The organism is Corynebacterium confusum, from assembly GCF_030408715.1.
Taxonomy (GTDB): domain Bacteria; phylum Actinomycetota; class Actinomycetes; order Mycobacteriales; family Mycobacteriaceae; genus Corynebacterium; species Corynebacterium confusum.
The window spans coordinates 140368-161639 of record NZ_CP047202.1 but is presented as its reverse complement, the minus strand read 5'-3'; the positions used below and the strand labels follow the sequence as shown (position 1 = coordinate 161639).

23 protein-coding genes and 3 tRNA genes are annotated in these 21272 nt (G+C 66.7%); 14 read left to right on the top strand and 12 right to left on the bottom strand.

All coding sequences use genetic code 11. From position 1 onward, the window contains the following. Positions 1-67: 67 nt before the first annotated feature. Positions 68-856: an acetoin reductase gene (locus tag CCONF_RS00795; protein ID WP_290224232.1), complete on the top strand. Its 789-nt coding sequence runs from the start codon at positions 68-70 to the stop codon at positions 854-856. A gap of 58 nt (positions 857-914) precedes the next feature. On the opposite strand, the gene CCONF_RS00790 is transcribed toward CCONF_RS00795, so the two are convergent. From CCONF_RS00790 to mgtE, 3 genes are all read right to left on the bottom strand, one after another. After that, positions 915-987 (bottom strand) — tRNA-Arg (locus tag CCONF_RS00790). A 121-nt stretch (positions 988-1108) separates the two neighbouring features. Further along, a complete protein-coding gene (locus tag CCONF_RS00785) occupies positions 1109-2692 on the bottom strand; it encodes an SLC13 family permease (protein ID WP_290224228.1) in 1584 nt (527 codons plus the stop codon). Between the two features lie 222 nt (positions 2693-2914). Further along, positions 2915-4279, bottom strand: coding sequence for a magnesium transporter (mgtE, locus tag CCONF_RS00780; protein WP_290224226.1), 1365 nt, complete (start codon positions 4277-4279; stop codon positions 2915-2917). Between the two features lie 178 nt (positions 4280-4457). Between mgtE and CCONF_RS00775 the strand changes: the two genes are divergently transcribed. After that, entirely contained in the window at positions 4458-5420 is a 963-nt protein-coding gene (locus tag CCONF_RS00775) for a TIGR00730 family Rossman fold protein (RefSeq protein WP_290224224.1), read from the top strand. Positions 5421-5492: 72 nt separating this feature from the next. Here the strand turns inward: CCONF_RS00775 and CCONF_RS00770 are convergent, their stop codons facing one another. Both CCONF_RS00770 and CCONF_RS00765 read right to left on the bottom strand, forming a co-directional pair. Then, entirely contained in the window at positions 5493-6995 is a 1503-nt protein-coding gene (locus tag CCONF_RS00770) for an MFS transporter (protein WP_290224222.1), read from the bottom strand. A 119-nt stretch (positions 6996-7114) separates the two neighbouring features. After that, positions 7115-7203: transfer RNA gene (locus CCONF_RS00765), tRNA-Ser, on the bottom strand. Between the two features lie 241 nt (positions 7204-7444). Here CCONF_RS00765 and CCONF_RS00760 point away from each other — a divergent pair. The 3 genes from CCONF_RS00760 to CCONF_RS00750 are packed head-to-tail and all read left to right on the top strand — an operon-like array spanning position 7445 to position 9235. Next, a complete protein-coding gene (locus tag CCONF_RS00760; RefSeq protein WP_290224220.1) occupies positions 7445-7654 on the top strand; it encodes a hypothetical protein in 210 nt (69 codons plus the stop codon). Positions 7655-7664: 10 nt separating this feature from the next. Continuing rightward, positions 7665-8723, top strand: coding sequence for a histidinol-phosphate transaminase (hisC, locus tag CCONF_RS00755; RefSeq protein WP_290224217.1), 1059 nt, complete (start codon positions 7665-7667; stop codon positions 8721-8723). Positions 8724-8782: 59 nt separating this feature from the next. Further along, on the top strand, positions 8783-9235 hold the full coding sequence (locus CCONF_RS00750) for a phage holin family protein (RefSeq protein WP_290224215.1): 453 nt from the start codon (positions 8783-8785) through the stop codon (positions 9233-9235). Here the strand turns inward: CCONF_RS00750 and CCONF_RS00745 are convergent. After that, positions 9232-9507: a MoaD/ThiS family protein gene (locus CCONF_RS00745; RefSeq protein WP_290224212.1), complete on the bottom strand. Its 276-nt coding sequence runs from the start codon at positions 9505-9507 to the stop codon at positions 9232-9234. The genes CCONF_RS00750 and CCONF_RS00745 overlap by 4 nt on opposite strands. Positions 9508-9635: 128 nt before the next feature. Between CCONF_RS00745 and CCONF_RS00740 the strand changes: the two genes are divergently transcribed. Genes CCONF_RS00740 through CCONF_RS00725 form a run of 4 tightly spaced genes read left to right on the top strand, consistent with a single transcriptional unit; the run spans position 9636 to position 12956 of the window. Beyond that, complete coding sequence (locus tag CCONF_RS00740; protein ID WP_290224209.1) at positions 9636-10835, top strand: molybdopterin molybdotransferase MoeA; 1200 nt, start codon at positions 9636-9638, stop codon at positions 10833-10835. Positions 10836-10880: 45 nt separating this feature from the next. After that, positions 10881-11354 carry a MogA/MoaB family molybdenum cofactor biosynthesis protein gene (locus CCONF_RS00735; protein ID WP_290224206.1) on the top strand — a complete coding sequence of 158 codons (474 nt, stop codon included), beginning with the start codon at positions 10881-10883 and terminating at the stop codon, positions 11352-11354. Further along, positions 11344-11811, top strand: coding sequence for a molybdenum cofactor biosynthesis protein MoaE (locus CCONF_RS00730; RefSeq protein WP_290224202.1), 468 nt, complete (start codon positions 11344-11346; stop codon positions 11809-11811). The genes CCONF_RS00735 and CCONF_RS00730 overlap by 11 nt, the downstream gene beginning before the upstream one ends. Further along, on the top strand, positions 11808-12956 hold the full coding sequence (locus tag CCONF_RS00725; protein WP_290224199.1) for a ThiF family adenylyltransferase: 1149 nt from the start codon (positions 11808-11810) through the stop codon (positions 12954-12956). The genes CCONF_RS00730 and CCONF_RS00725 overlap by 4 nt, the downstream gene beginning before the upstream one ends. Positions 12957-13049: 93 nt before the next feature. Here the strand turns inward: CCONF_RS00725 and CCONF_RS00720 are convergent. Next, positions 13050-13137: transfer RNA gene (locus CCONF_RS00720), tRNA-Ser, on the bottom strand. A gap of 123 nt (positions 13138-13260) precedes the next feature. Here CCONF_RS00720 and CCONF_RS00715 point away from each other — a divergent pair. Then, a complete protein-coding gene (locus tag CCONF_RS00715) occupies positions 13261-14223 on the top strand; it encodes an NAD(P)H-quinone oxidoreductase (protein ID WP_290224198.1) in 963 nt (320 codons plus the stop codon). Here the strand turns inward: CCONF_RS00715 and CCONF_RS00710 are convergent, their stop codons facing one another. Next, complete coding sequence (locus CCONF_RS00710) at positions 14224-15468, bottom strand: aminotransferase class V-fold PLP-dependent enzyme (RefSeq protein WP_290224196.1); 1245 nt, start codon at positions 15466-15468, stop codon at positions 14224-14226. 300 nt (positions 15469-15768) lie between these two features. Between CCONF_RS00710 and wzm the strand changes: the two genes are divergently transcribed. Genes wzm through glfT1 form a run of 3 tightly spaced genes read left to right on the top strand, consistent with a single transcriptional unit; the run spans position 15769 to position 18402 of the window. Further along, complete coding sequence (gene wzm / locus CCONF_RS00705; protein WP_070768538.1) at positions 15769-16620, top strand: galactan export ABC transporter permease subunit Wzm/RfbD; 852 nt, start codon at positions 15769-15771, stop codon at positions 16618-16620. Between the two features lie 14 nt (positions 16621-16634). Beyond that, positions 16635-17435, top strand: coding sequence for a galactan export ABC transporter ATP-binding subunit Wzt/RfbE (gene wzt, locus CCONF_RS00700; RefSeq protein WP_290224192.1), 801 nt, complete (start codon positions 16635-16637; stop codon positions 17433-17435). A 55-nt stretch (positions 17436-17490) separates the two neighbouring features. Further along, on the top strand, positions 17491-18402 hold the full coding sequence (gene glfT1, locus CCONF_RS00695) for a galactofuranosyltransferase GlfT1 (RefSeq protein ID WP_290224190.1): 912 nt from the start codon (positions 17491-17493) through the stop codon (positions 18400-18402). A gap of 25 nt (positions 18403-18427) precedes the next feature. Here glfT1 and CCONF_RS00690 read toward each other — a convergent pair whose 3' ends face one another. Genes CCONF_RS00690 through CCONF_RS00675 form a run of 4 tightly spaced genes read right to left on the bottom strand, consistent with a single transcriptional unit; the run spans position 18428 to position 20844 of the window. Continuing rightward, positions 18428-18877, bottom strand: a complete 450-nt coding sequence (locus tag CCONF_RS00690; RefSeq protein ID WP_290226422.1) for a GtrA family protein — start codon at positions 18875-18877, stop codon at positions 18428-18430. Positions 18878-18923: 46 nt separating this feature from the next. After that, positions 18924-19340: a GtrA family protein gene (locus tag CCONF_RS00685; RefSeq protein ID WP_290226420.1), complete on the bottom strand. Its 417-nt coding sequence runs from the start codon at positions 19338-19340 to the stop codon at positions 18924-18926. Between the two features lie 49 nt (positions 19341-19389). Further along, positions 19390-20292: a hypothetical protein gene (locus tag CCONF_RS00680; protein WP_435384080.1), complete on the bottom strand. Its 903-nt coding sequence runs from the start codon at positions 20290-20292 to the stop codon at positions 19390-19392. 57 nt (positions 20293-20349) lie between these two features. After that, positions 20350-20844: a hypothetical protein gene (locus CCONF_RS00675; RefSeq protein ID WP_290224186.1), complete on the bottom strand. Its 495-nt coding sequence runs from the start codon at positions 20842-20844 to the stop codon at positions 20350-20352. 33 nt (positions 20845-20877) lie between these two features. Here CCONF_RS00675 and CCONF_RS00670 point away from each other — a divergent pair, with 33 nt between their 5' ends. Continuing rightward, positions 20878-21153, top strand: a complete 276-nt coding sequence (locus tag CCONF_RS00670) for a hypothetical protein (protein WP_290224184.1) — start codon at positions 20878-20880, stop codon at positions 21151-21153. The last annotated feature ends 119 nt before the right edge of the window (positions 21154-21272 follow it).

Genomic DNA, 21272 nt, shown 5'->3' with positions numbered 1-21272 from the left:
TTCTCCCGGATACTCGAATGGTGAACCAATAAACGCGGGTTTCCGCCCGCCTACCGGAGGGAGTTTCATGACAAACCAACGCATTGATGACAAGGTCGCACTCGTGACCGGCGCCGCTCGCGGCATCGGCCAGGCCATCGCCCTGCGACTGGCCGAGGATGGCGCCAACGTGGCAGTCCTGGACTTGGACGCCGATAAGTGCGCGGACACCGTCGCGAAGATCGAAGGCACCGGCCGCAAGGCGATCGCCATTGGCGCCGACGTCTCCTCCCGCGACCAGATCTACGCCGCCATCGACAAGGCCACTGAGGAGCTCGGCGGCTTCGATATCATGGTCAACAACGCCGGTATCGCCCAGGTCCAGCCCATCGCGGAAATCGCCGACGGGGAGGTCGACTCCATCTTCGACATCAACGTCAAGGGCGTTCTGTGGGGCATCCAGGCGGCCGCCGCTAAGTTCAAGGAGCTGGGCCACGGCGGCAAGATTATTAACGCCTCCTCCATCGCCGGCCACGACGGCTTCCCGGTCCTGGGCGCCTACTCTGCCACCAAGTTCGCCGTGCGCGGCCTGACCCAGACCGCCGCACAGGAATACGCCGCAGACGGCATCACCGTCAACGCCTACTGCCCGGGCATTGTTGGCACCGACATGTGGGTCGAAATTGACGAGCGCTTCCACGAACTCACCGGCGCCCCGCTGGGCGAGACCTACCAGAAGAACGTCGAGGGAATCGCTCTGGGCCGCGCCCAGACCCCGGAGGACGTCGCCGACTTGGTCTCCTTCCTGGCTAGCCCCGGCGCGGACTACATCACCGGCCAGGCCATCCTGGCCGACGGTGGCATGGTCTACCGCTAAACCAACCCGCGCATGACTAAAGTCCCTAGCTTTTTCACAGCTAGGGACTTATTTGTTGTGCGCCCGGAGGGATTCGAACCCCCAACCTTCTGATCCGTAGTCAGATGCTCTATCCGTTGAGCCACGGGCGCATGTTGCTTAACTCTAAGAACTGCTGTTCTCTCGGCAACGAAGAATTACTATACCCGCCCTTTGGTCGAGTACCAAAACACCAGCTTATTGCACATAAACCGGCGTTTCGGAGGCGGGTTTTTACAAGACCATCCCGAAAACGGGGACGGCGATAAAATAGGTCGTCAGGGTCACCAGGACCAAGGCGATGACGTTGAGCCAGAGGCCGCCCTTGATCATTTCGCCGATGGTGACGTAGCCGGTGCCGTAGGCGATGGCGTTCGGCGGGGTGGCCACCGGCATCATGAAGGCGCACGTGGCCACGAGGGCGACCGGGACGGTCAGGATCATCACGTTGATGGCGGCCGCGTCGGTCAGGCCGATACCGACGGCGACGCCGCCCATAATCGGCAGGAAGGTCGCGGCGGTAGCGGTGTTCGAGGTGAACTCGGTGAGCACCAGCACCAGCGCGGCGACGGCGGCCACGAGGAGGAACAGCGGCAGGACCTGCAGCCCCTTGGCCATCTCACCGACCCACAGGGACAGCCCGGACTGGGTGAACATGGCGGAGAGCGACAGGCCGCCGCCGAAGAGCAGGAGTACGTCCCAGGGCAGCTCGTTGGCGGTCTTCCAGTCCAGCAGGCGCACGCCGTTCTTGCTGTCGGCGGGCAGCAGGAAGAGCAGCAGGCCGGCGATAATGCCGACGATGGCGTCGTCGTAGCCGACCTCCCAGCCCTGCCAGTCGATGAGCAGCGGGACGAAGACCCACGAGATGGCGGCCAGCGCGAAGATGATAGCGACGCGGATCTGCGGGGCGGTCCACGGGCCCATGTCCTTGATTTCCTGGTCGATGAGCTCCTTGCCACCCGGGATCTGTTTCATCTCCGGCGGGAAGACGGTAATCAGCACGACCCAGGCCAGGAAGGTGAAGATGATGGCCATCGGCATGCCGACCAGCATCCATTGGGCGAAGCCGATCTCAATGCCGTGGGTTTCCTTCATGTAGCCGGCCAGCAGCAGGTTCGGCGGGGTACCGATGAGGGTACCCAGGGAGCCGATGGAGGCTGAGTAGGCAATCGCCAGCATCAGGGCGGTGGCAAACCGCTTCTGGTTCTTCATGCCGCCCACCGTGTCGGCGGTCAGCTGCAGCACGGACATGCCGATGGGCAGCATGACCACCGCGGTCGCGGTGTTGGAGACCCACATGGACAAAAAGCCGGTGGAGATCATGAAGCCCAGGATGAGGCGCTTGGGCGAGGTGCCCACCAGCTTGACCACCATCAGCGCCATGCGCCGGTGGACGTTCCAGCGCTGCAGCGACAGCGCGACGAGAAAGCCGCCCAGGAACAGGAAGATGGTGGACGAGGCGTACGGCGAGGACACGTCGGAAATCTCACCGACCCCGGCCAGCGGGAAGATGGCCAGTGGGATGAGCGCGGTCGCGGCCAGCGGCAGGGCCTCGGTCATCCACCAGGCGCCCATCAGGATGGTCACCGCCGCGACGGTGCGCAGGGCCATGTGGCTGTAGTCTGCGTCCGGATCCGCGCCGCTGGAGTTCATCACGGTCTCCACCGAGCTGGCCGGGAAGATGAAGAAGACGATGATGGCAAGCGCGAGGCCGCCGACGATCCCGATGAGCTGGCGGCGCAGTTCACCCTTCTTGACGCCTTTGTCCTCTTCGCCTTCTGGGTGGGCGGTGGACTCGTGAGTCTGTGGAGTTGTCATGGGGAAACACCAATCTGTAAGACTGAGATATCGCGACTAGGTGATATAGCGCCTAGGTGTGCGCATATGGGGCAAGGAAACAAACAACACTTTGTTGCCTAATGTGGGGAACTTTACAAAACCTGTGTCACATATGCCACAACCTGGCCACCTAGCCACCCCCGAAAACCCCCGCGCAGGGCCGCCCAGACACCCGCTTAAGCCCGGGGACTCCCCCGGCCCCTAAATGCCCAGGACAGACTTGGCGATGAAGAAGTAGATGATGAGGCCGGTGGCGTCGCAGAAGGTGGAGATGAACGGGTTGGAAAAGACCGCCGGGTCCGCGCCCACAGCCTTGGCCAGAATAGGCATCATGCCACCCACCGTGGCGGACATGGAACAGACCAAGAACAGCGTGATCCCGATGACTAGGCCGATGTCGAAGCCGTAGGCCAGCGTGGCCAAGCCGACGCCGAGCAGGCCGAGCACCGCGCCCAACAGCATGCCCACGCGCAGCTCGCGCCACATCACCGCCAGGATGTCCTGTTTTCGCACGTCGCCCAGTGCCAGCGCGCGGGTGACGGTGGTGGCGGCCTGGTTGCCGGTATTGCCGCCGGTACCGGTCAGCAGCGGGATGAATAGGCTGAGCACCACGGCGGCCGCGAGGGTCTCCTCGAAGGCGTCGAGCACCTGGACAGTCAGCAGGGCGGAAACCGCCAGCACCAACAGCCAGACGATGCGCGAGCGCACCAGTTTCAGCAGCGGGGTGGACATATACGGCTGCTGCAGGGCCTCAGTACCACCGGCGCGGGCGCTATCCTCGGAGTCCTCTTCCTCCACGATGTCCGTGGCGTCGTCCCACGTCAGCAGACCGACCAGGCGCTTGGATTCGTCGACGATCGGCATCGCCAGCAAGTCCAGGGGCAAAAACCAACGGGCGGTTTCCTCCGCGTCGTCGTAGGCGTAGGCGAAGACCGGCTCGCGCATCAGATCCTCGACCATGCGGTTGCCGCGGGCCATGAAGAGCTCGCGGAAACTGACCACGCCGACCAGGCGGCGGTCCTTGCGGGTGACCGGCAGGGTGTAGATGGTCTCGACGGCATCGGCAGTAGCGCGCAGCTTGGCCAGGGCCTCGTCCACGGTCATCTCCCGGTAGATCTCCGGGACCTCCGGGGACATGCGGCGGCCGACCGAGCCCTTCGGGTAGCCCAGCACGACGCCGGTAACATCCCGCTCGGTCTTGTCCAGCGAGCGCAGCAGGCGATCGGCGATCTCGGCGGGCAGCTCGTCCAGCAGGGAGACTCGGTCGTCCGGGTCGAGCTCGTCGAAGAAGGCGTAGACGTCGGCGTTGCCCAGCTCGTCGATGATATCGGCCTGGTGCGCGGAGTCCAGCGCGTCGAAGACCTCGATGGACTTCTCCCGCGGCAACAGGCGCAGCACCACGGCCGCGCGGACGTTGTTCTGGCGCTCGACCAGCGCCACGATGTCCTGGATGGGAGGCGTGTCCAGGAGCCTTTGCATGTCCGGCGCCGCTTTCGGATCGATTTCCCCTTCGGTCCGCAGCAATTCCTCTAGCCGATCGATGGCCTCGTCTACCGAGTTGCTCATACCCGCCACCTCCCTTGATATCCACACTGATTGGCGTTGGTTTGGTGCCGGGGTTCCCGGCGTGCCTTGCTAAGAATAAACCCAAAGTGCGGAATTTGGGCAACGGACGCGACTGCTGGCCTTTTGCGCCTTCAAATGCACCGCGTCAACCGGCCTGGCGCGGTGTAGTCTATGGCCCATGCCCACTCCGACCATTAACGTCAGCGCCGTCATTTTCCGCAACCGCACCGGCCAGGTGCTCACCGTCCGCAAGGCCGGCACCGAGCTCTTCCAGTTCCCCGGTGGGAAGCCGGAGCCGGGCGAAAACGCCCGTCAGGCCGCGGTGCGCGAGGTGGCCGAGGAACTGGGCGTCGAACTTGCCGGCGCGGCGTTGAAGGAGCTCGGCACGTTTGACGCCCCGGCGGCCAACGAGGCCGGGTACGCCGTGTCCGCCACGGTCTTTAGCTACCCTTACGAGGTTTCCGCCCAGGCCAGCCACGAGATCACCGAGCTGGCCTGGATCAACCCGCACGCGCCGGACAAGCCGCTCGCCCCGCTGCTGGCCGAGGAGGTCTTCCCGGCGCTGGCGGCGAGGACCGCGCCGCGCTCACTCGCGGTGTACACGGGGGCGAGCACCGGCACGGACCCGCACAACCTGGAGCTGGCGCGGGAGCTGGGCACCGCGCTGGGCGCGCACGGGGTGCGCCTTATCTACGGCGGCGGCAAGGTCGGGCTGATGGGCGCGGTGGCGGACGCCGCCCACGCCGCCGGCGCGCCCATCACCGGGGTCATCCCCCAGCACCTGGTCGACGGCGAGATCGCCCACCCGGGCCTCGACCGGCTGGAGATGGTAGAGACCATGCACGAGCGCAAGCAGCGCATGAGCGATCTGGCCGACGCCTGCGTGGCGCTGCCGGGCGGCGCCGGGACCTTGGACGAGTTCTTCGACGTCTGGACCCGCCAGCAGCTGGGCCTGCACGCCACGCCCCTGGCCCTGTTCGGCACGACCTTCTGGGCCCCACTGGTGGACCTGCTGGACCACCTGGTGGAGCAAGGCCTGGTGCGCGCCGCCGACCGGGACAGCCTCATCGTGGCGGACACCGCAGAGGAGCTCTTCGCCCAGCTGGACCGCTGGGTCGCGCCCCGGCCCAAGTGGTCCTAGGCAGCCGGCCGAGGAATTCTTCTGCGGCCAGGGCTTCGCCGTCGCCTCGGCGGACGCGGACGCCGCCCGCGCCTAGCGCCGGCGGCCCACCCGTTCGGCCACGCCGAAGCCCAGGGCCGCCAGGCAGACCGCGGTAATCATGGCGAAGCCCATGATGATGGCCCCGGGCCAATCGGCGTCGGTGTTGGCCAGGGTGGCGAAGACGATGGCGGTGGTCACCGCCAGCCCTACCGCGGTGCCGATCCGCTGCCCGGTCTGCATGACCGCGCCGGAGGAGCCGGCGTAGTTGGCGGGCACCTCGGCCAGCGTCAGCGTCTGGTTCGGGGAGACCACCGCGCCCTGACCGGCGCCGACGAAGCACAGGGTGAGCACCAGCCACCACTCGCTGACGGACCAGTGCGTGGTCCCCCAAATCACCGCGATGGTCGTCACCAGACCGAAAAGCGTGGTCAGCATGCCGATAATCACTACGCGGCGCCCGTAGACCGAGACGCTCTTGCCGGCCAGGGTGGCGGTCACGGAGTTCAGCAGCGCCGAGGGCAGGCCCACACAGCCGGCCACCAGCGCGGAATAGCCCAGCCCGTTCTGGAAGTACAGCGCGACCAGCACCCAGATGCTGGTAATGCCCATGAACCACAGCGTGGCGATGATGGTGCCGTTGCGGAAGGTAAAGGTCTGGAAGATGCCCAGGTCCACCATCGGCTCGTGGCCGGTGGACTTGTGGTGGCGCTCCCAGGCCACCCAGATGGCCACGCAAACCGCCCCGGCCGGCAGGAGGGCCCAGACCCACCGCGAGCCGGAGGATTCCACGAACGGGAAGAGCACGCACAGCACCGCCAGCCCCAGCAACAGCGCGCCGACTGGGTCCAGGGACTTAAACGCCTGCCAGGCCCCAACCTTCTCCCCGGCGCTGTCGCGCACCCTGGAAAACAGCGGGCGCGGAAACCACATGAGACCTAAGACGATGGCCAAAAGCCCGATGGGGAAATTGACCAGCATGGTCAGGCGCCAGCCCAGGTCCGCGCCGCCGATGCGGATGAGGAAGCCGCCCAGCACCGGCCCGATGGCCACCGCCACGCCCACGGTGGAGCCGAAGTAGCCGAAGGCCCGGCCGCGTTCCGCACCGCGGAAGTACTGCTGGATCATGCCCACGCCCTGCGGGTTGAGCAAGCCTGCGCCAACGCCCTGGATGAAGCGGGAGAGATTGAGCGACTCGGCATTCGGCGCAAACCCCGCCGAGGCACTGGCCAGGGTGTAGATAGCGATGCCGACGATGAAGATGCCGCCGCGTCCCACCAGGTCCCCGGAGCGCCCGGCGGCCACCAGTACCACGCCGAAGGTGAGCGCGTAACCGGACAGCACCCACTGCACGTCGGAGTCGCTGGCGTCCAGGCCGGCCTGGATGGACGGCAGGGCCACGTTGACGATGGACACGCTAAGCAGCGACATGAAGATCGCGACGAGCAGGACGATGAGCACGCGCCACCGGGCGGGATCCTGCCCGGCTGGGTACTCCGAGGCATTCGCCTCCGATCCTGTGGATGCGTTTTTGTCTGGCCGCCCGGATTTTGTCATTACACTACTTATACTCTGCTCGCGCAGATTCGCAATCCGCCGGGACAAGGCCTGCACAAAGCCAAAAACGCCCGCGTCCCGAGGAATAAGCTACCTCGGAGCGCGGACTATAAATGCGGCGGAGACGAGAGGATTTGAACCTCCGGCCCTCCGTTAAGAGGGCAACTCATTAGCAGTGAGCCCCATTCGGCCGCTCTGGCACGTCTCCAGCGTAAAACGCGGTGCTACTAGCTAGCGCGAACCAGCCGTCGCACCATGAGTTACGAAGATTTAGGGTACCTGTTAACCAAAACAGAAACAAACTCGCCCCTCCCTATTATCCCGCCTACTGTCCCGGGGCGCCGCAAGCTCGGACAAAGCCGCACGACATAGTCGGAAGGCAGGACGCTCACAGCACGATCCACCACCCCGCGCCGTGCTGGCGCACCTTAACCGGAAAGGACTTCTTTATGCGCACCACCATCGGCGAGTTCCTGCTGGACGGGCTCAAGGCCATCGGCATCACGGAGATCATCAGCGTTCCCGGCGATTTCAAATTAAGCTTCCTGGAGCAGATTGCGGCCAGCAGGACCGGCGCCTTCCTCGAGGTCCGCCTCGATCCCTTCGGCCCGGCCACCGCAGATTTCGATTTCGGCCCGCACGAGCCCCGCAACCCCTAAGGTTAACTTCATGATTCGTCCTGACCTTTCCTCCCTACCCGTCTACCGGCCCGGCGCGCGCAACGACGACGCCGTGAAGCTGTCTTCCAATGAGGCCAGCCACCCGCCGTTGTCGGCCGCGCAGGAGGCGATGAACCGTGCCGCCGCCGGAGCCAACCGTTACCCGGACATGGGCGCCGTGGCCCTGCGCGAGGCCCTGGCCCAGCACCTGGGCGTGGACTTCGACGAGGTGGCGGTAGGTACCGGCTCCTCGGCCATCTGCCAGCAGCTGGTGCAAATCACCTCCACCGCCGAGAGCGAGGTCATCTTCCCGTGGCGTTCCTTCGAGGCCTACCCGATCTTCGTCCAGGTGGTCGGCGCGCAGCCAGTGGCCATCCCGCTGGGCGCGGACCACGGCATGGATCTGGCCGGCATGGCCGGCGCCATCACGGAGCGCACCAGCCTGATCTTCCTGTGCAACCCGAATAACCCGACGGGCACCACCATCACCAACCAGGAGTTCACCGACTTCATGGACAAGGTGCCCGGCGACGTCATCGTCGCCCTCGACGAGGCCTACTTCGAGTACAACCGCGCCGCGGATACCCCGGACGCCACCCAGTACCTGCGCCGGTACCCGAACCTGGTGGGCATGCGGACTTTTTCCAAGGCCTACGGCCTGGCCGGGGTGCGCGTGGGCTACGCCTTCGGCGCCGCGAATATCATCGCCGCGCTCAACCAGGTGGCCGTGCCGTTTTCCGTCAACGCCGTGGGCCAGGCCGGCGCCCTGGCATCACTGGCGGATGCTGCCGCACTCCAGTCCCGCACCGACGAGGCCGTCGAGCAGCGCGAGCGCGTCGCCGCCGAGCTGGCCGATTTCGGCAGCCCGCACTCTGAGGCCAACTTCGTGTGGCTGCCGGCGCCGGCCATCGCCGATATTGGCACGCCGCAGGAGCTGGCCGCCAAGATCGCGGCGGAGGGCGTGCTGGTGCGTGCCTTCGACGAGGGCATCCGCATCACCGTCACCACCGCGGAGGAAACCGACGCGCTGGCAGCCGCCTTCCGCGCCGCCACGGCACAGGCGGACTAGGCGGGCGCGGCGGGACCGCTAGAATGGGGCGAAACGTCAACCGCTAGGAGTGTCCCGCCATGCGTACCCTCGTCAACCTGGCCCTGAATGTGGTGGCCATCGCGATCGCCCTGTGGGTCGTGGTCACCTTCGTGCCGGGCGTGGACATCGTCCCGCCGGCGGCCAACGGCTTCAACGAAATCGGATCGACCAACGAGCCCGGCTCTTCCGGCACGTTCATCGCCGTGGCCATCGCCTTCATCGTGGTCAACGCGGTGGTTACCCCGGTGCTGCGGATCCTCGGCGCGCCGATTACCTGCCTGACGCTGGGGCTATTCATCCTGGTCATCAACGGCGCCGTCCTGCTGCTGGTCGAGCGGCTGCTCAACCAGCTGGATCTGGGCGTGGGCAACCTGGCCATCGACGGCTGGTGGCCGGCCATCCTGGGCGCGGTGGTGCTCTCGCTGGTCTCCGGCGTGGTCAACTTCTTCACCAGCCCGGTCCGGCGCCTGGCCAGCGGCGGCCGCTCCTAACCGCCCGCAAACGGCGGCAGGACGTCCACGCGGGCGACCCCTGCCAGGGCTACCTCGCGGTAACTGTCCCCGGCGGCCGAACCGTCGACGAGGAAGGTGCAGCGCGGAAGGATTTCTTCCAGTCCCATCCCCGCCTCCGTGGTCCCCGGGTGCGCGGCGACCAGCTGATCAAGCAGCTCGCCTAGGCGGGCGGGCACCTGCGCGTCCGGGATCTGCTCCTGGGCCGTCCCGGCAGCGGCGCGGGCGGCCGCGAAATAGTGCACCTCCAACATGGCCTCTACTATGCCGGGCTAGGTCCTTCCTTGTCGAACCCACCACCCCAGTGCGCCTAGAACGCTCGTTCAGCCCGCGGCCAACTCTGTTCCGCGGCCGCCGCACCGCGGCGGCTAAGATGGGGCCCATGCGTACTCCGGAACAGCACCATGCGGAAGTCAAGCAACTGCTGGATGACTGCGGCGCGCTCCACCGCAGCCGGCACCACGAGGTAGCACTGAGCGAATCCTTGGGCGCCACGCTGGCGGCGGACGTGGTCGCCGCCTATGACTCCCCCCGCTTCGATAATTCGCAGATGGATGGCTACGCCCTGCCCACCGCGGCGGGCGGGACCTTTACGGTCGGTGAGACCATCCCGGCCGGCACGGATCCGGATCGCTTCTACGCGGACGGCCTGGACGGCCAGGCCGCGCCCATCATGACCGGGGCGAAGGTCCCGCGCGGCACCGCCGCCATCGTGCCGGTCGAGCGCACCGAGCCGGCGGACTTTCTGGCTAAAGGTGAGACCGTCACGGCCCCGGCCGTGCCGGAGGGACAGTTCGTGCGCGCCGCCGGCAGCGATATCTCCCGCGGCTCCACGCTGGTCACCGGCGGCACGCGCATCAACGCGGCGGTCATCGCTACCCTGGCGGGCCAGGACATCCCGACCGTCAACGTGGTCGCCCCGGCGCGGATCGTGATCTGCACCGGCGGCGCGGAGATCGGCAGCAGCAGCGCGGACCTGGCGGATCGCTCGGCCGCCATCCCGGACTCGAACGGGCCCATGCTCACGGCCCTGGCCGCGGAAGCCGGCATCGTCGTGGCCGGCCACGTGCGCACCGACGACGATCCGGACAAGCTGCGCCGCGACCTGGACACCGCCATCGCGGAGCTGCAGCCGGACGCCATCGTGACCTCCGGCGGCATCAGCGCCGGCAAGTTCGAGGTCGTGCGCCAGGTGCTGGAACCGCACGGCTGGTTTGGCCACGTCGACCAGCAGCCGGGCGGCCCGCAGGGGCTGGCCAAGCTCGCCGGGACGCCGGTCATCTGCCTGCCGGGCAACCCGATCTCCTCGCTGGTCAGCTTCCACCTCTACGTCGCCGACCTGCTGGGGACCACCCTGCCGGCCCTGCCCGCCCAGCTCGCGCACCCGGTGACCGGGCTGGACGACCGCGAGTGCTTCCTGCGCGGCCACATGACAATCAGGGCCGACGCCATCACCGTCAGCCAGGTCGGCGGGCCGGGTTCCCATCTGGTCGCGCAGGCCATCGGCGCCGACTGCCTCATCCGCATCCCCATCGCCGCGGAGCTGGACGCCGGCGCCCAAGTAACCATCTACCCGCTGTAATTCTTTGTAATTTTCCCCGAGTGTGAAGGAATTGAAGGAGCTGCCATGACCCGCACTGGACTCGTCATCGTCGCCTCGACCCGCGCGGCCGCCGGGATTTACGAGGACCGCTCCGGCCCCATCGCCGTGGATTTCCTGCGCCGCAAGGGCTTTGATACTCCCGACCCCGTGGTCGTCCCTGACGCCGATATTGAGCAGGCCGTCGACGCCGCCTTCGCCGCCGGGCACTCCGTCATCCTGACCTCCGGCGGCACCGGCCTGAGCGCGGACGACCGCACCGTCGAGGCCGTCGCCAAGCACCTGGAGCGCGAGCTGCCCGGTATCCCCATGGCTTTCTGGCAGAAGGGCCTGGAATCAGTGCCCACGGCCCTGGCCTCCCGTGCGGTGGCCGGGGTGACCGGCACGACCTTCGCCATGACCCTGCCCGGTTCTACGGGAGGGGTGAAGGACAGTTGTTCAGTCCTGGAAGAATTAGTGGTTCCCCTGGTTGACATGCTAGAAGGAACACATGAGCACTAACGGGGATCCGGATTACGTCCACGCCCAGACCGGCAAGGTCCTGGGCGCTTTCCTGACGCAACAGCCCCTGGAAGAACTGGTTGGCCCCGCCCGCGAAGAAGTCCTGACCCGGGCGATGGGCGCGGCAGTGACCTTCGATGGCATCGTCCGCGATCACGACGGCGGCCAGCGGGTAAAACTGCTGACCTATTCCTCCCACCCCAGCGCCGATGCGGAGATCGCGCGCATCGCTGGCGAGGTCGCCGCCGCGCACCCGGCGGTGCGCCTGTGGACCGCCCACCGCACCGGGCCCCTCACGATTGGCGAACTGGCCTTCGTGGTCATCGCGTCCTCGGCCCACCGCAAGGACTCCTTCGTCGCGGCCGCGGAGCTCGCCGACCGTGTGAAGGCCGAGGTTCCGATCTGGAAGGAACAGCTGCTGGACGACGACTCTGTGCAGTGGGTGGGAATCGAATGAGCGCTGAGCAGCCCGGCGCGGATCCGCAGTTCAGCCCGGCGGAAGTCGCGCGCTACCGCCGCCAGCTCAGCCTGGCCGGCTTCGGCCGTAAGGCCCAGGCGCGGCTGCGCGCGGGGCACGTGGCCGTCATCGGCGCCGGCGGGCTGGGCTCGCCCGCCTTGTTGTACCTGGCCGGGGCCGGGGTCGGCCGCATTACCGTCTTCGACGACGACACCGTCGGGGTATCCAACCTGCACCGCCAGGTCATCCACACCGACGCCGCGGCCCGCGCGAACGCGCCCAAGGCCGAGTCGGCCCGGCGGGCCATGCTCGCCCTCAACCCGACTGTTGAGGTCAACGCCGTCTCCACGCGCCTGAACGCGGACAACGCCGAAGAGCTGCTGGCGGATGCCGACGTGGTCCTGGACGGATCCGACAACTTCGCCACCCGCTACCTGGCCTCCTACGCCTGCGCCCGGCGCGGCATCCCGCACGTGTGGGCCTCCATCCTCGGCTTCGACGCACAGATGACCGTCTTCTGGGCCGGCCGTGGGCCCATCTACGAGGATCTTTTCCCCACCCCTCCGCCGGCCGGTTCGGTGCCCAGCTGTTCGCAGGCCGGCGTGCTGGGCCCGGTGGTCGGCACCGTCGGATCCGCCATGGCGCTCGAGGCCCTCAAGCTGCTGACCGGCGTCGGGAACCCGCTCATCGGCCAGCTCGGGTACTTCTCCGCCCTCGACGGGACCTGGGAATACATCCCGGTGAACGGCGATCCTTCCGTCGCCGAGCGGATCCGCGCGCACGGGCCGGTCACCGACGCCCTGGCCACGGAGGAGCCCACCGCCTCCTCGCCCGCGGTCTATCCGGACGTGCACGAAACCGAGACCATCCCCGCCGGCGCCCTCGTGCTCGACGTGCGCAACCCGGACGAGGTCGCCACCTTCGCCCTCGACGGTTCGGTGAAATGCCCCCTGCCCCGCCTGCGCGAGGGCTACACCCCGCCCGAGGTGACCGCCGCCCTGGACAATGATCAGACCGTGGTGGTCCACTGCGCCGGTGGCGTCCGCTCAGCCGAGGCCGTCCACCTTTTCCGCGAGCGCGGGCTGACCGGCCCGCTCTACTCGCTGCGCGGCGGGATTGATGCCTGGTTGGATTCAAAGGGCTAGGGAAACCATCGACCTTTGCCGCCCCGGGCACACGTTTCCCCAGGTGGGGCGCCGGCGAAAAGGACAGAAGTCGATATTTCCCCGAACCCCCGTTGGCGGAGACGGCGGGATTTGAACCCGCGGTGAGTTTCCCCACGCTGGTTTTCAAGACCAGTGCATTCGGCCGCTCTGCCACGTCTCCCTCTGCCGCCCGCAGGCGACATGCTCACCTTACCCGAGCGGGGCTCCGCTCCGGTAAAGCGGGGCCTTTCCTGCGGATTCTCTACCTGCGGAAGCTGGGGAAGTTTCGGTACCGTGGAAGGGCATGAAGGCAATCATTCAAAAAGATCCTGATACCCCACGCTCGCTTGAGCTCGCCGAGGTCGACCAGCCCGAGCTGCAGCCCGGCGAGGTCCTGCTCAAGGTCCACTACGCCGGCGTGAACCGCGCCGATATCCTGCAGACGCAGGGCAACTACCCGCCGCCGCCAGGTGCCTCGGAACTGCTCGGCCTGGAGTGCGCCGGCACCATCGCGGACGCGGGCGACACCGATCTCGAGGTCGGCCAGGAATTCGCCGCGCTGCTCGCCGGCGGCGCCTACGCGGAATACGTCGCGGTGCCAGCCGGTCAGCTGCTGCCCATCCCGGAGGGCTACAGCCTGGAGCACGCGGCCTCGGTCGTCGAGGTCGCGTGCACGGTGTGGTCGAATATCGCCATGGAGGCCGGCCTGCACGAGGGCCAGACCATCCTGATCCACGGCGGCGGGGGCGGAATCGGCACCTTCGCCATCCAGGTCGCTAAGGCGCTCGGCGCCGAAGTGGCGGTCACCGCCGGTTCGGCGGAGAAGCTAGAGGCCTGCCGGAAGCTCGGCGCGGATATCCTCATCAACTACCACGAGCAGGACTTCGCCGAGGAGCTCAAGAACTCCTGTGACGTCATCCTGGACATCATCGGCGCAAAGTACCTAAAGCAAAACATGAAGGCCCTGGCCAAGGACGGCCACATGGTCACCATCGGCCTGCAGGGCGGGACCAAGGAAGAGCTGAACATGGGCATCCTGGTGGCCAAGCGTCTGACCCTGCAGGGCACGACGCTGCGCGCGCGTTCCCTGGAGGACAAGGCGGCCATCGTGCGGGATACCGTGGACAACGTCTGGCCGTGGCTGGCGGACGGCACGGTGCGCCACCACTGGCACGCCACCTACCCGCTGGCCGACGCCGCCGAGGCCCACGCGGCCCTAGATTCCGGCGAGGTCACCGGCACGCTGGTGCTGCAGGTCGCGGACTAATTAGGCCAGCGAGGCCACCACGCGCGTGAGGTGCTCCACGTCGCAGGCCGTGTTGAACGGCCCCAGGGCGACGGTGACGGCGCCGCCGATTTCGTCGGCGCCCATCTCACTCAGCAGCGGGGTGGACGGAGCCAGCGTGGTCACCAGGCGGTTATCAAAGAGCCGCTGGTGCACGGTCTCCGCGGGCACGCCGTTGACCGCAAAGCTCAGGCGCGGGAGGCGATCCTCCTTCGCGCCCGCGGCTGCTTCCCCAGTCACGCCCAGGATGTGGACGGCGGGCAGGGTTCCGAGGAACTGGTAGAGATCGTCGCGCAGCCCGTTCAGGTAGGGCTCGAGCAGCTGCATCGAGGAAATCAGGCGGCGCCGCCGGGATCCGCGGCCAGCCGCCTCCCCGCCCAAGGCGGCAAAGTGATGGATGAGCGGGCTGACGCCGCCGGCCAGGCCCGTAGACACCGGGGTTTCCAGCTTAGCCGCGCCGTGGCGGCCGGGGCTCAGCGCGTCGATCCGCTTGAACATACGGGTATCCCGGAATACCAGGGCGGCGACCTGCGGACCGCCGAGCTTGCCCAGGTCGACGCCCAGGATGTCGGCGCCGAGCGCGTCGATATCCACCGGCCGGTAGCCCGCCGTGGCGGAGATATCCACCAGGGTCCAGGCCCGCGAGCGGGTGTTGACCGTGTCGATGATTTCTGCCACCGGCTCCACCGTGCCCAGCAGCTCGTGGCCGGCGGCCAAGGAGACCAGGCGGGTCGAGCCGTCGATGAGCTCGGCAAACTGGAAGGCCGGCATCTCCCCGGTCCCCAGGTCCGGCTGCGCCCAGCGCACCTGCGCGTCGACCTCCGTGAAGGCGGAGTAGAGCTCCGGCGGGTCCAGTTTGGACAGCACGACGGAGGAATTAGCGCGCAGCAGCGGCGCGATCGCCCGCGCCAGCGCCTGGTAGAGCACCGGCAGGTTGGCGCCCAGCACCACGCGGTCGGCGGTAGCGCCCACCAGGTCTGCCACGGCGGTGCGCGCGGAGTCGATATAGTACTGCCCCTCCAGGCGGCCGGGCTGCGGCGCCGCCGAGTGCGTGCCGGAGGAGATGTCCTGATCCGCCACCAAGGCGGAGGTGCGGAAAGCACGGGATACGCCCGCGATCACCTTTTCCGGGATTTGCGGCACGTCGTGTGCATTCAGATACGTCCAACCGCCCGACAAGCCGGTGTATAGGCCGCGCACACTGGCGACATCGTACCGTGTGACCATGCGGTTCGAACCTTCCTTGGGTGGTTGTTGCGGGCGCGGCTTCGCGCCTTATGCCACCCCACTTTATACGCCACTTCACCACAATACTGAAATGCCCAGGAAATGCTGATGTGCTCTGTCATTAGGTATATATTCACCGCCTTTATACCGCCATTAACTGCGCTGGAGGCGTGCGGAACCGGCCGCTATTTTAGCCAGTTGTGCGTTAACTCTCGGGCGGCAAGACCCACTTTTGCCCTTCAGCGCGATAGGGTATTTCACGTGCAAGACGAAAATAAACTGCAGGAAGACGTAGCGCGCATGACGGCTACTCCGGACGGCGGCGCCGCCCCAGAGTCGAAGTCCATGACGTTCAGCGCCGCTTTCGGAGATCTCATCCAAGGCGCTAAGCAGCGCGAACTGTGGTTCATGTTGGGCCTGCAGGACATCAAGCAGCGCTACCGCCGCTCGGTGCTGGGCCCGCTGTGGATCACCATCGCCACGGGCGTGATGGCCGCGGCGCTCGGCCTTTTGTACTCCATGCTGTTCCAGATCCCGGTCGCGGAGTTCCTCCCCCACGTCACGGTGGGCCTCATTATGTGGAACTTCATCTCCGGAGCCATCAAGGAAGGCTCCACCATCTTCATCGACAACGAGGGGCTCATCAAGCAGCTGCCCGCCCCGCTGTCGGTGCACGTCTACCGCCTGGTCTGGCGGCAGACGCTGTTTTTGGGCCACAACATGATTATCTGGCTGCTGCTCATCCTTATCTTCCCCCGCCACCTAGGCTGGGAGTTCTTCCTATTCATCCCGGGCCTGTTCTTGCTGCTGGTCAACGGCGTGTGGGTAGCGATGTTCTTCGGCATTATCGCCACCCGCTTCCGCGACGTGGCTCCGCTGCTGGAGGCGCTGACCCAGCTGCTGTTCTACGTCACGCCAATCGTCTGGATGACCAACACCCTGAAGGACCAGGGCGGCGCTGTGGCGGACCGCGCCCGCATCGCGGAGATCAACCCGCTGTACCACTACCTGGAGGTCGTGCGCGCCCCGATGATCGGTGAGCCGGTGGCCGCCTACCACTGGTGGATCGTCATCGGCTGCACTATCGCCGGCCTGTTCATCGCCGGTCTGGCCATGCGCAAGTGGCGCTTCCGCGTGAGCTACTGGGTCTAGAAGGAGCACCAACTATGGTTTCTATCGATACTTACAACGCCTGCGTGGACTTCCCCATCTTCGACGCGAAGTCCCGCTCCTTAAAGAAGGCAGTGCTCTCCTCCGCCGGCGGCGCCATCGGCAAGAACTCGGACAACACCGTGGTGGTCGAGGCCCTAAAGGACATCAACCTGCACCTGCGGGAGGGCGACCGCGTCGGCCTGGTCGGCCACAACGGCGCCGGCAAATCCACGCTGCTGCGCCTCCTGTCCGGCATCTACGAGCCCACCCGGGGCTCTTCCGACGTGCGCGGCCTCGTCGCGCCCGTCTTCGACCTGGGCGTGGGCATGGACCCGGAGGTCTCCGGCTACGACAACATCATCATCCGCGGCCTGTTCCTGGGCCAGACCATCAAGCAGATGAAAAAGAAGATGGACGAAATCGCGGAGTTCTCCGAGCTGGGCGACTACCTGTCCATGCCGCTGCGCACCTATTCCACCGGCATGCGCGTGCGCCTGGCCTTGGGCGTGGTCACCTCCATCGAGCCGGAGATCCTCCTGCTGGACGAGGGCATCGGCGCTGTCGATGCCGCCTTCATGGCCAAGGCGCGTGTCCGCTTGGAGGAGCTGGTCAAGCGCTCCGGCATCCTGGTCTTCGCGTCCCACTCCAACGACTTCTTGGCGCAGCTGTGCAACACCGCCCTGTGGATCGACCACGGCGAAATCCGCTCGGCCGGCGAGGTCGCCGACGTGGTGGCCGACTACGAGGGTCCCGAGGTGGGCGAATACGTCCGCGACCTGCGCAAGCGCTTCGAAAACGAGGACGCGCAATCCTAGTTCCGCTGGGTGTCAGTAGCCGGGCCGGCACCCCGCCGGTGGCACAATAGAGCGCATGACTGCCACCTTGCATTCCTCCGGCACCACCGCCGCCGTCATCGTCACCCACCAGCGCGCCGAGCTGCTGCGCCTATCGCTGGATCAGGTGGTCAACCAGACCCACCCGGTCGACTGGGTGATCGTGGTGGACAACGGGGCAGAAGACGCCGTGCGCGACTCCCTCGACGAGCTCGCGGGCGAGCGCGCGGTCTACGTGCCCTCGGAAACCAACCTGGGCGGGGCCGGCGGCTTCGCTCTGGGCTTTTTGACCGCGCTGTCCCTAGGCGCGGACGCCATCTGGTGCGCCGACGACGACGGCCGGCCAGCCGACCACTCCGTGCTGGAAACCCTCTACCGCGTGGCAGAAGACCACCACCTGGCGGAGGTCTCCCCAGCGGTCTGCAATATCGACGACCCGCAGCGCCTGGCATTCCCGCTGCGCCAGGGCCTGGTCTGGCGCCGCCGCCTGGACGAGCTGGAGGGCGACTTCCTGCCCGGCATCGCTAGCCTGTTCAACGGCGCGCTGATCTCCGCCAAGGCGATGGAGGTCATCGGCGTGCCGGACTACCGCCTGTTCATCCGCGGCGATGAGGTCGAGTACCACCGCCGGCTGGTCGGCTCGGGCCTGCCCTTCGGCACCGCGCTGAACTGCGCCTACCTGCACCCAGACGGCTCGGACGAGTTCAAGCCGATTTTGGGCGGGCGGATGCACACCCAGTACCCGGAAGGCGAGTTCAAGCGCTTTTTCACCTACCGCAACCGCGGCTACCTGCTGTGGCAGCGCGGCATGCGCAAGCTGCTACCGCAGGAATTCGCCCGCTTCGGCTGGTTCTTCCTCATCCAGCGCCGCGACCCGGCCGGCTTCATCGAGTGGTTAAAGCTACACAACCGCGGCCGCACCGAGGACTTCCGCCGGCCCAAGAATTAGCGTTTAAGCCCCTAGTAGCTAGCGCCTAGTCCACCTCAAAGCTCTTGCGCGTGGAGCGGAAGATGATCCAGCGCTGGACCCAGAAGTTCACGAAGGTGGCCAGCCCCTGGGAGACGGCGTAGGCCACCACCAACGCCGGGGTGGATGGCCACTCCAGCCTGTGATCGAGGAAGCCAAAGCCCCAGCGGTAGAGCGTGATGTTGATCAGGAAGGTCAGCGCGTAGGTGGCGGCCACCGCCAGCAGGCGCCGCAAGCTCGGCCGCGCGTTGAACGTCCACTTGCGGTTGAGCAGGTAGGCCGTGAGCGTGCCCGCGACGAAGCCGACGGAGCGCGCCCCAGTCTCCCCCAGCATGCCGAGGGCGATCTGCAGCAGCCAGGTAATCCCCAGGTCCACGACCGCGGAGATGCCGCCGGTGATAATAAACTTGGCGGACTGAGCGCGCAGCGAGTTCGACTGGGACAGCCGCCCCGCCATCTTCGTTAGGTCTGCTTGACCAGCCACTAGTTTCTCCGCTACTTCCCTACTTGAACACGAACACTCGCTGGACGACGAAGTTGGTCACCGTCGCCACGCCCTGGGCGATGACGAAGGCCACGGTGTTTTTTACCGCGCCGTCTAGGCCCAGCGCCATCAGCGGCGAGTTGAGCAGCCAGAACAGCAGGTTTTGCACCGCGAAGGTGCAGCCGTAGAGCACCGCCACCGTCGCGGCGGTACGACCGGTCACCTGCGCGCCGAAGGTCCAGCGCGCGTTCGCCATGTAGGCGGCGATGGTGCCGAAGACCCAGCCGATGGCCTTGGCCGCGGAGCGGTGCAGGCCGAGCGCGATCAGCACCATGGTCAGCCCGTAGTCCAAGGCAGCGGTGAAAACGCCCACCGCGATGAAGCGCCCCAGCTGCTGTTTCAGGGATCCGCGTTGGACTTCGGTGTTCTCCGGCATGTCATTCACGGGTCACTAGCCTACCGCCTTCCGCCCCGCGGCTTGACGATCAGCGCCGCAGCAGGGCGCGGTAGATATCCAGGCGTTCGACCGGGGAGGCCTTCTGCTCCCCCAGCCCGCCAATCTCCGCCAGGGCGCTCAGCGAGGCCTCGCACTCGTGGCGGGCCTGGTCGGCGGCGAGCTCGGAGCCGTCGTCATCGACCCAGCCCAGGGCGTTCATGGTAGTCTCGATGACACTGTCGGTGACCTCGGGCCCGGACAGGCAGGCCAGCCCCAGCACCGTCGACCAGAAGGCGTCCTTGCCCTGGGAGGTCACCTCCCGCGGCAGGCTCGCCAGCACCCGCTGCGCCTGCGGGCTGATATCCCCCTCGCGCTCCAAGTCGAGCGCCTGCAGCAGAGGCACGAAATCATAAAGCCGGGTGCGCTCGACTATCTGGCGCACCTCTCCGGTGACCAGCTCCAGGACCTCGTCGATAGTGTCCTGCCCGGTCAGCGCCGCATTGACCGCGGTCAGGTTGAAGCTCGAGCCCGGGAAGGAACCCGAACCGCCCACGCACAGCGCCCGGGGCGAGCCCGCGTCTCGCGGGTAGATATCAGCGACCACCAGGGAAAAGTCCCACAGCCCCCAGGTGTAGTCCACCTGCGAGCCCACGCGCCACAGGAACTCCGAGACCTGGTGGGTGGGATCGATGCGCTTGCCGCGGGCGTCGAGGTGCTCGAAGAAGTGCCAGGGCGAGTCCTCGTCCGGCAGATCGAAGCAGACGGTGAGGACGTCGTGGAGGTCGTGGAAGGACAGGGCGTCGTTCAGCCCGATCTGGCGGTGGACCTCCGCGTCGGCACGCACGTTGGAGACCTGGCAGATGACGGTCAGCGGCTCGCGCGCAAGGCGCACCAGCTGATCCCCGCGGCCGCGGGCGGCGCGGATATCGGTGACGCTGGCCATCTCTGACATAGGCCCCAGCGTAGCGCTTTCGCCGCTAGCTAACCGTTACCCCAGTTGAGACGGATCTTAATCCGCGCGGCGGGCGATCTCCCGGGCCTCTGCCTCGCTGACCACGAAGGTCAACCCCGCCCCGATGGCCCCCAGCAGCGTCCACGGCTTGGTGACCCCGCGCTTGCGCAGCCAGCCGGCCACCCGGCGGGTGACCGCGATGTCCAGCGCCGCGCCGAGGGCGAAGACCGCCACGCCGGCCACGATGGACCACGCGGGCAGGCTCGGGGCGTCGTCCGGGACCTGGCCGAACTCCTCCTCGTCTTCGTCCTGGGCGTTCAGGTAGCCCACCAGGCCCAAAAAGCCGGCGGCGGACAGGGCGTAGGCGCCGATGAGCACGGTGCGGTTTTTGATCCAGTCCGGGTAGGCAGTCACCGCGCCGATGATCGCCGATTGGGCGATCCTTCCGGCGAGCGTGTCATCCAGGGCGTAGTTGTCAGTGTTGTCAGTATTGTCTGCTTGCTTGTCGGCGCTGACCGTGGTGGCGGTCCGTTCGCGGTCGGTAGAAGTCATGACACCACTGTAGGCAGGGCTAGAATTGGGCGCATGTATTCTTCGGATCCGCAACACCTCACCCCGGCGCAGCAGGCGGGGAAAGACCAGACCAACGAGGACGACCACCGCCACGGCCACTTTCTGGCCACCGAGCACACCAACCTTCCCTTCGACGGGTTCGTGACGCGGCTGATGGCCGAGGAGCTGCCGATGTTGGACTCGGCCTCCCGCACCCGAGTCATGGAGATCATCAAGGCCTACGACGGCCCGGTGATCTGCTCCCAGGAGGAGCTTCCCGCCGAGATCCGCGAGCTCATGGATCTCTAGGCTTCCTTCCCGAAAAGATAGAATCCGGGCACAAATAATACGGTTGTACTGCCCGTTTTGTTCCGAATATCACGAACTCGCCGCGCTGGCTTTCACACCTATACCGATCGGCACTAGGT